This is a genomic window from Lutibacter flavus (genome assembly GCF_900188355.1).
In the GTDB taxonomy this organism is placed as follows: Bacteria; Bacteroidota; Bacteroidia; order Flavobacteriales; family Flavobacteriaceae; genus Lutibacter; species Lutibacter flavus.
On the sequence record NZ_FZNX01000006.1, the window covers coordinates 83,305 to 96,930 of the forward strand.

Consider the following 13,626-nt stretch of genomic DNA (forward strand, 5'->3'; position numbering starts at 1 on the left):
ATTCTACTTTTTTGTGCAAACAACCTGGTTGCTATATTTTAAATTTATTGATGTATAATTATCAATAGTTTTATCTGTCATTGTTTTGTTAAAAAATGACTTTAAATTTTTAAATTTTAAGTCCAAATTTTTAATTTTCCCTAATTCAATACTTTGCTCTCCAATTCTTGTTTTTAAAATAAACTCTTTATCAGGTGTTTTTTCTACACCAATAATTTGCTTTTTTAAAAACTCATCATTCAAAATTTTCGTTACTAAGAGATAAATATCATCCTTATCTGCCTCTTTAACATCTCCAGAAATCAACATAACTCTTGCTGAGTGATTTGCTGATAATGGCATTACTTTGGCCGCTCTATCAATGTAATAACTTTTAGAATCAGATATAACTCTTGCAATAGGTGTTCGTTGTTTTATTTTAGATTTCAACAAACCATCAACCGTTAAAAAAACAGACGCATTTTCCACCATAGAATGGGATAGAACTTTCGTCTCCAGTTTGTGTAAATCTATAACAGTTTTTGCTTCATTTACAACTGTCTTTCCATTTTGTATTAACATTTTATTAACCATTTGGTAATCCATAAAAAGGTTATTTCCTTCTTCAAATTCAATGCTAATATCACGTATCTTTTTAACACTGTGTTTATGATGTGAAAAACCATACAAAAATACTACTAATCCCAGTAACAGCAAACCCTTTATGTAATTCCAATTAATTTTCAACTGTCAAACTATTTTTAATTATTTCAACTAATTCACCTATGTCTCCGGCTCCTATTACAACGATAATTTGAGCGTTAGATTTTAATATGTTTTCAACTAAATTTTCTTTTGAAGAAATTTGTTTGTTTTTACAAGAAACTTTCTCTAATAACCATTGCGAATTAACACCTTCAATAGGTAATTCTCTTGCCGGATAAATGTCTAATAAAATCAATTCATCAAAACGAGATAAGCTTGAAGCAAATTCATCTACAAAATCTCTTGTTCTACTGAATAAATGTGGTTGAAAAACTCCTAAAACTTTCTTCTTAGGATACATTTCTAAAACAGAATCTACAACAGCGTTAATCTCTGTTGGATGATGCGCATAATCATCAATCAATACCAGATTTTCAGTTTTTATTTTATAAGAAAACCGTCTTTTTATACCTTTAAATGAAAGTAAAGCTTTAGCAATGACTTGTAATGATATTCCATAACTATTTGCCATTGCCAAAGCTGCCACCGCATTTAGCACATTATGTTTTCCTGGTAAATTTATTTTTACGTTTTTAATTCTTTCTGTTGGTGTTTTTACATTAAAAATATATGCACCATTTTCTATTCTAATATTATAAGCATTGTAGTCTGCATCTTCTTCAATACCAAAAGTTTGACCTTGAATCTGTAATCCTTTTCTCACTATTAAAATATCAGAAACTTTATTGGCAAAATCTTTAAATGATTTTTCTAACTCTACATGTTCACCATAAATATCTAAATGATCTGCATCCATTGATGTAATACATGCAATATTAGGTGATAGCTTTAAAAATGATCTATCAAATTCATCAGCTTCAACTACAGAAACTTCACTTCCTCCTAAAATTAAATTTGAATTGTAATTTTCTGAAATTCCTCCTAAAAAAGAAGTAGCATTTGTATTCGCTTCTTTTAAAATATGACCTAAAATGGTTGAAGTTGTAGTTTTACCATGTGTTCCAGCCACAGCAAGACAGATTGTGTTTTTAGTAATTTCCCCTAAAATTTCAGACCTCTTTAAGACGCTGAAATTATTCTCTAAAAAATAAGTCAGTTCTGAATGATTTTTAGGAACCGCCGGCGTATAAACCACAATCGTATTTTGATTATTTTTAAATTTCTCAGAAATTAAATTAACGTTATCTTCAAAATGAATAACAGCCCCAATGCTTTGAAGATGCTTTGTAATTTCGGTTGGGGTTTTATCGTATCCAGCTACATTTTTACCATTGCTTTTAAAATAATTAGCAATTGCACTCATACCGATACCACCGATACCAACAAAATAAACGTTATGTATATTGTCTAAATTCAATTAACTAATTATTAATTTTTCAATTTCTGATACTATATCTTTTGTAGCATTTGGCAACGCCAAAGCTTTAATATTTTCACTTAGTTTTTGTTGTAATTTTGCATCATTTATTAATTCCAAAAACATCGTTTGAAACATTTCTAATTCTGATTCCTTTAATAATAATGCCGCATTTTTTGTTACAACAGATAGCGCATTTTTAGTTTGATGATCTTCTGCAACATTCGGCGAAGGAATAAAAATCACTGGCTTTCCAACTAAACACAATTCTGAAATAGAACTAGCACCAGCTCGACTTATTAAAACATCTGCTGCTGCATAGGTTAAATCCATTCTGTTTAAAAAAGCATGTGTTTGAACACCTTCCAATTCATCATATTTCTTAAACTCATCGTAATACAACTTACCAGTTTGCCATATCACCTGAATATTATTTTCAACTAACCAATTAATATGTTTTTTTATAAGATTATTAATGGCTCTAGCCCCAAGGCTTCCTCCAATTACTACAAGTGTTTTTTTCTCTTTTTTTAAACCAAAATGAATAAATGCTTCTTCGCGCTTATCTTCAATTTCCAATAAATCCTGACGAACAGGGTTACCAGTTTTTATAATTTTTTCAGCAGGAAAAAATCGCTCTAAACCGTCGTAAGCAACACATATTTTAGTTGCTTTTTTACTTAACAATTTATTGGTTATTCCTGGATATGAATTTTGTTCTTGAATCACAGTTTTAACACCTAATCTATTTGCCATAAACAAAGTTGGTCCGCTTGCAAAACCACCCGTACCAACTACGATTGTTGGTTTAAATTTTTTAATGATTTTAAATGCATTAAAAAAACTGCTAAATAACTTGAAAGGAAATGCTAAATTTTTTAACGTTAACTTTCTTTGCAATCCAGAAATCCATAAACCTTTAATTTCATAACCCGCTTGCGGCACTTTCTCCATTTCCATTCTATCTCTAGCTCCAACAAACAAAAAATTAGCATCTGGATATTTTTCCTTTAGCTCATTTGCTATTGAAATTGCAGGGTAAATATGTCCACCCGTACCACCTCCGCTCAATATGATATTAATCGATTGCTTCATGTAAAATATCTAAAGGGTTTTCTTCATTATCTGGATTCATTATTTTTTCTTTATCGGCCGTTACACTTAAAATTATTCCAATGGCAAAACAAGTCATCCAAATAGATGTTCCACCACTACTAATTAACGGCAAAGTTTGTCCAGTAACAGGAAATAAGTTCACTGCTACTGCCATGTTTATTATAGCCTGAAAAATAATTGGCAATCCAACTCCAATAATTAATAATGTCGCAAAAATTGTCGTGGCTTTTTTGGCTGCAACTAAAATTCTAAATAACAATAATAAATACATTAGAATTACTGTGAGTGCTCCAAATATTAAACCGTATTCTTCAACAATTATGGCAAAAATAAAATCGGAAGAAGATTGAGGTAAAAAGTTTTTTTGAACACTTTTTCCAGGTCCTCTACCTTGTAAACCTCCGCTTGCAATGGCTATTTTTGCTTTTTCTACTTGATAACCTTCCTCCGCATTTTTATCAGAAAAATTTTCAATTCTACTTATCCAAGTATCGACTCTATTTGGCATCACATTTGGAAATGCTTTTGAAGTAAGCACAAATAGAGTCAATGCTAAAACTCCCATCCCCACGATAGAAGCTAAATATTTAAAAGGATAGCCCCCTATAAAAGTTAATAACAATACCATAGAAAAAATAATGGCCGTTGTTGAGAAATTTGCAGGTAATATAAAAATTAATGTTGCTGCAACTGGCAACCATAATTGCCATAAACTTTCTTTAAAAGTGATTATTTTATCTTTGTTTTTAGCTAAATATCTCGCTACATAAACCATTAAAACTAAGCCTGCCAAAGTTGAAGTTTGAAAACCTACTCCAATAAATGGAATTGTAATCCACCTACTCGCATTGGCTCCACCAATAACAGTTCCTTTAGTTAAGGTTACAATCAGTAAAACTATTACTAAAGGCAACATTAAAACAGAACCTCCACTAAAATATCTATATGGAATTTTATGTACTCCATAAATAATTAAGAATCCGAAAAATAATAATACTATATGCTTTATTAAATGGTAAGTAGTTGTTCCAGAGTTTGCAACATATACCAAATTTGTACTTGCACTATAAACTGGCATAAATGACAACAAAGCCATAATGCCAACAACAGCCCAAATAGCACGATCTCCTTCAATATTTCTTAATATATTCTTCATTTACAGTTCTCTCACTGCTTTTTTAAATTGATTTCCTCTATCTTCATAATTTTCAAATAAATCAAAACTTGCACAGGCCGGAGATAGCAAAACGGCATCTCCTTTTTCAGCAACCTTATAGGCCACTTTAACTGCCTCTTCAGCACCAGCTGTTTCAACAATTAAATCAACAACATTGTAAAAAGTTTGTACAATTTTTTGATTATCTACTCCTAAACAGATTATTGCCTTTACTTTTTCTCTTACAAGTGGCATTAAATCCAAATAATCATTTCCCTTATCAACACCACCAACAATCCATACAGTAGGAGCTTTCATACTCTCTAATGCATAATATGTTGCATTTACATTTGTAGCTTTGGAATCGTTGATGTATTGCACACCATTTATTTTTAAAACAGCCTCCAATCTATGTTCCGCTCCCTCAAAGTCCTCCAAACTTTCCCTGATAGTATCTTTTCTAACTTTTAATAATGAAGCTGCCATAGCGGCTGCCATTGCATTTTTTGTATTGTGTTTTCCCTTTAATACTAAAGTTGATTTGTTCATTATTTTTTCTTCTGTTTTATATTTTATTATAATATTATTATTTTTTAAATACACTCCTTGTTCTAATTCCGTTTCTAATGAAAAAGGCAATAATGTCGCTTTTACTTTATTATTTTTTAACCAATTTGAAATCACTTCATCATCATAATCATAAATTAAAAAATCATTTTCTGTTTGATTTTCAGTAATTCTAAATTTTGAATTGATATAGTTTTCAAATTGATACTCATACCTATCCAAATGATCTGGAGTAATATTTGTTAAAATTGCAATGTGTGGAGCGAAATTTACAATACCATCTAATTGAAAACTGCTCAACTCTAACACATGAACATCAAAGCTATTTTCTGCAACTTGCTGCGCAAAACTCTCTCCAATGTTTCCTCCCATTCCAACATTTATATTCCCTTTCTTTAAAATATGGTTCACCAACATTGTTGTAGTTGTTTTACCATTTGAACCCGTAATTCCTACAATCAATCCTTCTGTATATTTTGAAGCAAATTCAATTTCAGAAATCACTGGAATTTTCTTCTCATTTAAAGCAACAACCAAAGAAGCTTTATCTGGAATCCCAGGACTTTTCATTACAACATCTGCATCAAATATCTTAGACCCAGTATGATTTCCTTCTTCAAAAGAAATGTCATTATTTAAAAGAACTTCCTTATACTTTTTTGCAATTGTTCCTTTGTCTGAAACAAAAACTTCATATCCTTTTTGTTTTCCAAGAATTGCGGTTCCTACACCACTTTCACCCGCTCCTAGAACAACTAATTTCATTTATCTCAACTTTAATGTTACTATTGTTAATACTGCCAACATTATACCTACAATCCAAAATCGAGTTACTATTTTACTCTCATGGTAACCAGATTTTTGGTAATGATGATGTAATGGAGACATTTTAAAAATTCGTCTTCCTTCACCATATTTTTTCTTTGTGTATTTAAAAAACGCAACTTGAAGTACCACCGATAAATTTTCTACTAAAAATATTCCTGCCAGAATTGGAATTAATAATTCTTTACGAACAGAAATTGCCAAAACAGCAATAATTCCACCAATTGTTAAACTTCCCGTATCTCCCATAAAAACTTGAGCAGGATATGTGTTATACCATAAAAACCCAACCAAACCACCAACAAAAGCCGCAATAAAAATTGTCATTTCTCCGGAATTCGGGATATACATTACATCTAGATAATCAGCAAAAATGATATTTCCTGAAACCCATGCAAATATTCCTAAAGTAAGTACAATTATGGCTGAAGACCCAGCTGCTAAACCGTCTATACCATCTGTTAAATTAGCTCCATTTGAAACCGCTGTTATAATAAAAATTACAATTGGTATAAAAATCAACCAAGCATAATCTCTTAATCCTTCACCAAATATATCCAGCGCAGCAGCATAATCAAGCTCATTATTCTTTAAAAATGGAATGGTAGTTTTTGTAGATTTTTCGGCTGTTGCAAATAATACAGGAACACCCGTTTCGGTTTCATATTGAAGTTTTTCAGGTAATTTTTCCTTCATTGTAACATCCGGATGAAAATACAACATTGCACCAACAAAAATTCCTAATGTTATTTGACCTAAGATTTTAAACCTTCCTTTTAAACCTTGTTTATTTTTTCTAAATATTTTAATATAATCATCAATAAAACCAATAATCCCCATCCAAATGGTGGTTACCAGCAGAATAATAATATATACATTATCAATTTTAGTTAATAATAATACCGGAATTAGTGTAGCTAGAATAATTATAATCCCACCCATTGTTGGCGTCCCCGCTTTTTCTACTTGCCCTTCTAAACCTAAATCTCTAATTGATTCACCAACTTGTTTACGTTGCAAATAATTTATAATCCTTTTCCCAAAAATTGTTGAAAACAGTAAAGAAACTATAAAAGCCAATGCAGAACGAAATGATATGTACTGAAACAAACCTGCTCCGGCTATATCGTAGTATTTTTCTAAATATTCAAATAAATAATATAACATTTCTTAACCTTCTATAGCTTTTAATAATTGTGAAATTTTTTCGTAATCATCAAAATGAGAACGAATTCCGTTCACTTCTTGATATGTTTCATGACCTTTACCAGCAATTAAAATAATATCTCCTTTTTTTGCTAGTTTGGTAGCCGTTTTAATAGCCTGCTCTCTATCTAAAACTGACAATGTCTTTTTGAAATTTTCAGGTTCAACTCCCGCCTCAATTTCATCAAGAATTGTTTGAGGGTTTTCACTACGTGGATTATCCGAAGTAAAAATTACTTCTGTACTTAATTGAGATGCTATACGCCCCATAACAGGACGTTTAGCTTTATCTCGATCGCCTCCGCATCCCACAACGGTAATCACATGTTCATTTCCTGTTCGTATATTGTTAATTGTTTCTAATACATTTTTAAGTGCATCGGGCGTATGTGCGTAATCAATTATTGCTGTTACCCCTTCTTTTGAAATAAAATGTTCAAATCTTCCACTTACATTTTCCAGTTCGCTAATTAGGGTTAATGCTTCTGTAGATTTTAATCCTAATAATTGTGAAACACCGAAAACCGCTAATAAATTATAGGCATTAAAACTTCCGATTAGTTTAGTCCAAACCTCTTGGTCATTAATATTTAAAAACAATCCAGAAAATTGATTTTCTAGTATTTTGGCTTTATAATTCGCCATTGTTTTTAGTGCGTATGAGTACTTTTTTGCTTTAGTATTTTGAAGCATTATTTCCCCATTTTTATCATCAATATTCACCAAAGCAAAAGCTGTTTTTGGCAAATCATCAAAAAATGATTTTTTCACATCTCTGTACTCTTTAAATGTGCTATGATAATCTAAATGATCGTGTGTTAAATTGGTGAATACACCTCCAACAAATTGCAATCCAGTGGTCCTTTTTTGATGAATCCCATGAGAACTAACTTCCATAAAACAATAATCCACTCCAGCTTTAACCATTTCATATAAATAGCTATTAATTGCTAATGAATTTGGTGTAGTATGGGTTGCTTCATATTTTGTGTCTCCAACTAAAATTTTAACTGTTGATAACAACCCTGCTTTAAATCCTGCTTTTTGAAATAAACTATGTAATAATGTAGTTATCGTAGTTTTTCCATTTGTGCCTGTTACGCCTACTAACTTTAATTTTGACGACGGATTGTCGTAAAAATTTGAAGCAATTATTGCTAAAGCCTCATTGGAATCTTCAACTTGAATATATGTTACGTTTTTATTTAAATTCTCAGGAAATACTTCACAAACAATTACTTTTGCACCTAGTTCAATCGCATTATAAATAAATTTATGCCCATCAAAAATCAATCCTTTTTGGGCAATAAATAAATCATTAGATTCAATTTTTCTGGAATCAAATTGTACTGCATTAATTAACACATCAGTACTTCCCTGAACTGCATTAATACTAACATTATACAATATGTCTTTAACTAACTTCACTTACGGTTTTATTACAATTGTTGATCCTTTAACTAATAATTCACCTGCCTTAATAGATTGCCCTATTACTTTTCCATTTCCAGAAAAATCTACTTTTAAACCTAAATTTTCAAGTAAAGAAATGGCGTCCATAGCCGCCATTCCTTTTACATTTGGGATTGAATTAAGCTCTTTATTAGATACGGTATAATACTTTTCGAAATTATTTTTAACATTCTCAAAATCAGGAGATTTATTTTCAATCTCGTTTATAATATGATTTGTTGAATAAATTTTTTGTGCGATATCTTTAAAAACTGGACCTGATACATCTGCACCGTAATATCCCTTTTTAAGATTTGGTTTATGAATAACTACTATACAAGAATATTTAGGATTTTCAGCAGGGAAATAACCTGTAAATGAAGAAATGTATCGTCTATTTGTCTCCCAATCATCCAACCAATATTCTGTACGAGCAGTCCCTGTTTTACCCGCCATTGAAAAATCTTCAGAATATAACTTACTACCTGTACCTCTAGCTACCACATTTTTTAATACTTCTTGTACCTTATTTATAGTTTCTTTTGAGCATATTGAAGTATTTATAATTTCTTTTCCAAAGGATTCAACATTTTTATTCCACGATCTAATTTCTTTAATAAACCTCGGCTTAACCATTTCGCCATTATTAGCAATAGCATTGTAAAATGTTAATGTTTGCAAAGGAGTTAAAGTTAAATTATAGCCATAAGCTATTGAAGGCAACGCATTTTTACTCCATTTTTCATCACCAGGACCAGGTATTTCGGGACTACCTTCACCTTTAATTGGCAATCCTAATTTATCATTCAAATGCATGTCTTTTAATAAATTGATGAATTTTTCCGGGCTTTTCCCAAAGTTCTCATCAATTAATCTTGCAAAACCAATATTTGAAGATACTTCCAATGCACGAGCTGCAGAAATTTTACCATAACCACCTCTGCGAGAATCATTAATATATCTTCCATACATTCGATATCTACCGTTACCGGTATCAACTATTGTACTTGTATCGATTTTACCAGACTCCAATGCCGCAACCATTGCCATTACTTTAAAAGCCGATCCAGGCTCATGAGATTCATAAACCGCATAATTTCTTTTTTCGTAATATTTTCCAATAGAACTTCTTCCTAAATTTGAAATAGCTTTAATCTCGCCAGTTTTAGTTTCCATTACTACCACACAACCATGTTCTGCTTCATAATATTCTAATTGTCTTAATAAAGAGTGGTGTGCAATATCCTGAATATTGACATCTAAAGTTGTAACAATATCTTTCCCGTTAATAGGTTCTTTTTCATTACTATCATTAATTGGCTTCCATTGACCTTTTGCAATTTTCTGCTTCATTCTTAGGCCATTTTTTCCGGTCAAATATTTTCTATATGCACCTTCAATTCCTGGCGCTCCTCTATAATCATCGTACCCAATTGTTCGTTCTGCTACTTTACCTAACGGATGAGCTCTCACAGTAGATTGCTCTGCAATAAAACCTCCTTTATACATTCCCAATTTAAAAATTGGAAAACTTTTAATTTTAATATAGTCTGAATAACCCAGCTTTCTAGCAATAAACAAGTATCGGTTTTTAGTATTACGAGCCTTTCTTATTTTAGTTTCCCAATGCGATGTAGAATTTCCAAACATTTTTGAAAGCTCACTAGATAAGTCTCTTATGTTTTTCTCAAATACCTCTCCATCAACGGTAAAAGCATCCATTCTGATTTCGTATTGAGACATTGAAGTTGCCAATAAACTACCATCTGCAGAAAATACACTTCCTCTATTAGCTAAAATAGTATCGTGTCTTAAGGTAAGTTGTTCAGATAGATTTCTATATTTTTCCCCATCTGAAAATTGAATAGTAGTCAACCTAAAAATTATGGCAATCAAAAAAATTGCGATAAACACAAACACAGCGTACAATTTATTTAATATGCTCTTTTTTGCTACTGCCAATTTTTACGTTATTTTTTTGAGATTACTTTTATTACTTGTGGTGGATTTTCACTTGGCTTTATCCCAAAATCAACCACTTTTACTCTAATTGTCGACTCCAATTTCATTTTCATCGAGATTGAACGCATATCTAAAAACTCCGCTCTTAATTCTTTAATTTCATAATTTAGTTTTGCAATCTCCATCACTTTTTTATCTGAACTATGAGAACTTGCAATCATTAACAGCAACAACCCAACAATAAAAAGTATAAAACGCCAGTTTTTAAATGAATCTTCACTTACTAAAAACTTCCCCTTTAAAAGGCTATATATGCTAGATTTAATTATCGACATTTAAAATATTGTTGCAATTCTTAATTTGGCACTTCTAGCTCTGTTGTTCTCTTTTATTTCTGAAAAACTCGGAACTATTAATTTTCCTACTTTTTTCATAGGAACAGTAACATTACCAAACATATCTTTTTCCGGCTCACCTTCAAACAATCCATTTCTTATAAATCTTTTTACCAATCTATCTTCTAGTGAATGGTAAGATATTACACTTAGCCTTCCTTCATCATTCAACAATTCTGGTATTTGCAATAAAAAATCTTTCAAGACTTCAATTTCTTGATTCACTTCAATTCGAATACCTTGAAAAATTTGGGCTAATATTTTGTGCTCTACAGATTTTGGAACAAACTCTTTCAACACCTCTTTTAACTCAAAACTTGTTTTTATTTTTTTATCAGAACGCGCTTCTACAATTTTTCTTGCAATCGCTTTTGCATTTCGTAATTCACTATACTGAAACAACACATCACTTAATTTCTCCTCATCATAATTGTTGACAACTTCAAAAGCCGACAATCCTCCTGCCTGATTCATTCTCATATCCAAATCTGCATCAAAACGAGTTGAAAAACCACGTTCAGCTTCATCAAATTGATGTGAAGACACACCTAAATCAGCTAAAATTCCGTCAACTTTTTTAACACCATAAAATCTCAAATACCTTTTTATAAACCTGAAATTTTGAGGAATCAATGTAAATCTAGGATCATCAATTACATTTCTTTGCGCATCTTCATCCTGATCAAAAGCATACAATTTTCCATTTGAATTCAACCTACTCAATATCTCTCTTGAATGACCTCCACCACCAAATGTCACATCAACATAAACTCCATCAGGTTTAATATTTAAACCATCTACACTCTCTTTTAATAATACTGGGTTATGATATTCCATTGTCCTCATTTATTACATTTCCCATTACTTCCTCAGCTAAATCTGCAAATTCATCAGCCGCATCATCTATCGCTTTTTCATAATTCTCTTTATCCCAGATTTCAATAATATTAACCGCTGAAGAAAAAACAACATTCTTTGAAATATTCGCAAATAATTGTAAATCTTTAGGTATTAAAAGCCTCCCTGAAGCATCTAATTCAATAATTTTAACACCCGCAGTAAACCTTCTGATAAAATCGTTATTCTTTTTTACAAACCTGTTTAACTTATTTACTTGAGCCATTAAAACATTCCACTCTGCCATTGGATAAAACTCTAAACACGGCTGAAAAACTGATCTTTTTAAAACAAAACCATCTTGCAACATAGGCATCAACTGCTTCTTTAAGGCCGCAGAAAGTACTATTCTCCCTTTAGCGTCAGCTTTACCTTCGTATGTTCCAATTAAATTAATCATGAGTTTGTGTATGATTCAAAAGTATAAATTTTTTCCCACATTTTTCCACTTTCACCCACTTTGTTGATAACTTTTGCTTTTTTAACCTCTAATTCACCTATAAAATTGAATTACAGCCTCTTAAATATTTATATACTACTGCTTTGAAAAAAAGTATATTATAGAAAAAAAAGCTACCTTTGTGGTTAGCTTAAAAACTAATATTTAATGAGTAATAATCTTATCACAGAAGGGAAATTTAAGTACGTTGAGGCAGGAGAAGGTCAACCTTTAATTGTTCTTCATGGACTTATGGGAGGATTAAGTAATTTTGAAAATGTCCTTAACTATTTTTCAACAAGAGGTTATAAAGTTATAATACCTGAATTGCCAATTTATTCATTACCATTATTAAAAACGAATGTTAAAAACTTATCGAAATATTTAAAAGATTTTATGGCTTTTAAAAAAATTAATAAGGCCGTTTTAATTGGAAATTCTTTGGGAGGTCACATAGGCTTATATTTTACAAAATTAAATCAAAAAAATGTAGCTGGTTTAGTTTTAACCGGAAGTTCTGGATTGTATGAAAAATCTATGGGCGACACTTACCCCAAAAGAGGTAATTACGAATATATAAAAACAAAAACTGAAGAAGTTTTTTACGATCCCAAAATTGCAACAAAAGAAGCTGTTGATGAAATCTATGAATCTGTTAATGACAGACATAAAGTAATAAGAACCTTAGCTATTGCTAAAAGTGCTATTCGACATAATATGGCAAAAGATTTACCAACAATGAACATACCAACTTGTATAATATGGGGAAAAAACGATTCAGTTACTCCGCCTGAAGTTGCTGTAGATTTTGAAAAATTAATGCCAGATGCTAACCTATATTGGATTGATAAATGTGGGCATGCTCCTATGATGGAACATCCTGAAAAATTCAACGAAATTCTTGAAAACTGGTTAAAAGAGAGAAACCTTTAAACAATGAAAATTAAAACAGCTGATTTTGTAATTAGCAATAGCGACGTATCAAAATGCCCAAAAGAAAGGCTTCCAGAATATGCTTTTATTGGAAGGTCTAATGTTGGGAAATCTTCATTGATTAATATGTTAGCCGGCCAAAATAAACTAGCCAAAACTTCTGGAAGACCAGGTAAAACTCAGTTAATAAATCACTTTAAAATAAATAATAATTGGTTTTTGGTAGATTTACCAGGATATGGATACGCTAAAGTTTCAAAAAGTATTAAAAAAACATTTCAAAGCTTTATAAAGAATTATTTTTTGCAACGTGAGCAACTTATTTGTTCGTTTGTATTAATAGATTCTCGACATGAACCTCAAAAAATTGATATGGAATTTATGGAGTTCTTAGGTGAAAATGAAATTCCATTTTGCATAGTTTTTACAAAATCAGACAAACTTAAACTTTCCGAATTGAATAGAAATATTCAAAATTATATTAAAAAAATGACCAGTACTATCTGGGAAGAAATGCCTCAATATTTCATTACATCGGCAACTTCATCTGATGGAAAAGAAGAATTGCTTAATTTTATTGATGGAATAAATCAGGGAATAGAAGAAAATTCTTAAA

At 31.0% G+C, this 13,626-nt stretch carries 13 protein-coding genes; 2 read left to right on the top strand and 11 right to left on the bottom strand.

The window, feature by feature from the left end; translation table 11 throughout:
- Positions 1 to 3 precede the first annotated feature (3 nt).
- Genes CHB63_RS15460 through CHB63_RS15505 form a run of 11 tightly spaced genes read right to left on the bottom strand, consistent with a single transcriptional unit; the run spans position 4 to position 12,038 of the window.
- Positions 4 to 726 (bottom strand): cell division protein FtsQ/DivIB, encoded by a 723-nt coding sequence (locus tag CHB63_RS15460; RefSeq protein WP_089379391.1) that lies wholly within the window; start codon positions 724 to 726, stop codon positions 4 to 6.
- Positions 716 to 2,062, bottom strand: coding sequence for a UDP-N-acetylmuramate--L-alanine ligase (gene murC / locus CHB63_RS15465; RefSeq protein WP_089379392.1), 1,347 nt, complete (start codon positions 2,060 to 2,062; stop codon positions 716 to 718). Before murC ends, CHB63_RS15460 begins: the two co-directional genes overlap by 11 nt.
- Positions 2,063 to 3,157: an undecaprenyldiphospho-muramoylpentapeptide beta-N-acetylglucosaminyltransferase gene (gene murG / locus CHB63_RS15470; protein ID WP_089379393.1), complete on the bottom strand. Its 1,095-nt coding sequence runs from the start codon at positions 3,155 to 3,157 to the stop codon at positions 2,063 to 2,065.
- Positions 3,141 to 4,334 (bottom strand): FtsW/RodA/SpoVE family cell cycle protein, encoded by a 1,194-nt coding sequence (locus CHB63_RS15475; protein ID WP_089379394.1) that lies wholly within the window; start codon positions 4,332 to 4,334, stop codon positions 3,141 to 3,143. Before CHB63_RS15475 ends, murG begins: the two co-directional genes overlap by 17 nt.
- Positions 4,335 to 5,666 (bottom strand): UDP-N-acetylmuramoyl-L-alanine--D-glutamate ligase, encoded by a 1,332-nt coding sequence (gene murD, locus CHB63_RS17215; protein WP_176420408.1) that lies wholly within the window; start codon positions 5,664 to 5,666, stop codon positions 4,335 to 4,337.
- Positions 5,667 to 6,893: a phospho-N-acetylmuramoyl-pentapeptide-transferase gene (gene mraY, locus CHB63_RS17220; RefSeq protein WP_176420410.1), complete on the bottom strand. Its 1,227-nt coding sequence runs from the start codon at positions 6,891 to 6,893 to the stop codon at positions 5,667 to 5,669.
- A gap of 3 nt (positions 6,894 to 6,896) precedes the next feature.
- Entirely contained in the window at positions 6,897 to 8,360 is a 1,464-nt protein-coding gene (locus tag CHB63_RS15485) for a UDP-N-acetylmuramoyl-L-alanyl-D-glutamate--2,6-diaminopimelate ligase (protein ID WP_089379395.1), read from the bottom strand.
- Entirely contained in the window at positions 8,361 to 10,346 is a 1,986-nt protein-coding gene (locus CHB63_RS15490; protein ID WP_089379396.1) for a penicillin-binding protein, read from the bottom strand.
- A gap of 8 nt (positions 10,347 to 10,354) precedes the next feature.
- Complete coding sequence (locus tag CHB63_RS15495) at positions 10,355 to 10,681, bottom strand: FtsL-like putative cell division protein (RefSeq protein ID WP_317043616.1); 327 nt, start codon at positions 10,679 to 10,681, stop codon at positions 10,355 to 10,357.
- Complete coding sequence (gene rsmH / locus CHB63_RS15500) at positions 10,682 to 11,578, bottom strand: 16S rRNA (cytosine(1402)-N(4))-methyltransferase RsmH (RefSeq protein ID WP_089379528.1); 897 nt, start codon at positions 11,576 to 11,578, stop codon at positions 10,682 to 10,684.
- Positions 11,565 to 12,038 (bottom strand): division/cell wall cluster transcriptional repressor MraZ, encoded by a 474-nt coding sequence (locus CHB63_RS15505; RefSeq protein WP_089379397.1) that lies wholly within the window; start codon positions 12,036 to 12,038, stop codon positions 11,565 to 11,567. The genes rsmH and CHB63_RS15505 overlap by 14 nt, the downstream gene beginning before the upstream one ends.
- Before the next feature lie 207 nt (positions 12,039 to 12,245).
- On the opposite strand from CHB63_RS15505, the gene CHB63_RS15510 reads away from it, so the two are divergent.
- Positions 12,246 to 13,010, top strand: a complete 765-nt coding sequence (locus CHB63_RS15510) for an alpha/beta fold hydrolase (RefSeq protein ID WP_089379398.1) — start codon at positions 12,246 to 12,248, stop codon at positions 13,008 to 13,010.
- A gap of 3 nt (positions 13,011 to 13,013) precedes the next feature.
- Positions 13,014 to 13,625 carry a ribosome biogenesis GTP-binding protein YihA/YsxC gene (gene yihA / locus CHB63_RS15515; protein ID WP_089379399.1) on the top strand — a complete coding sequence of 204 codons (612 nt, stop codon included), beginning with the start codon at positions 13,014 to 13,016 and terminating at the stop codon, positions 13,623 to 13,625.
- The last annotated feature ends 1 nt before the right edge of the window (position 13,626 follow it).